1 pseudogene is annotated in these 376 nt (G+C 62.8%); it reads right to left on the minus strand.

The annotated features are described in order from the left end of the window. Positions 1 to 350: pseudogene (locus GQS10_RS22855) on the minus strand (serine protease); the annotation flags it as partial. Positions 351 to 376: the final 26 nt, after the last annotated feature.

Below are 376 nucleotides of genomic sequence, written 5' to 3' on the forward strand. Positions count from 1 at the left end.
AACTCGGTCTGCGCCGACACGCAGTCCACCACCGGCGGCGCCGCCAAGAAGTACGACTGCTGCCGCAGGCGCGGCATATCGGTCAGCACAACCGGCTGCCCCTTCAGTCCCGGACAGCATTTCAGCAAATGCTGCTTCAGCTTCTCCGACCACAGCGGATACGGCCGCTCCACATAATCGACGAACTCGCCTCCTCCCGGCTGCTCCTTCACGGAGAAATGCAGCAGCCAATCGTCCAGCTCGCGAATCCGCTCCGGCGTAAGCAGCTCCTTCGGAATCAGGCCCGCCATACCCGCCGGCTCGATCGCCTTCGTCACGCGCTCATCCTGCGACAAAATAAAATAGCTCATGCTCCGTGTCTCCCTTCGGCGGCCCG

This window comes from Paenibacillus turpanensis, from assembly GCF_011421635.1.
GTDB classification, from domain to species: domain Bacteria; phylum Bacillota; class Bacilli; order Paenibacillales; family YIM-B00363; genus Paenibacillus_AK; species Paenibacillus_AK turpanensis.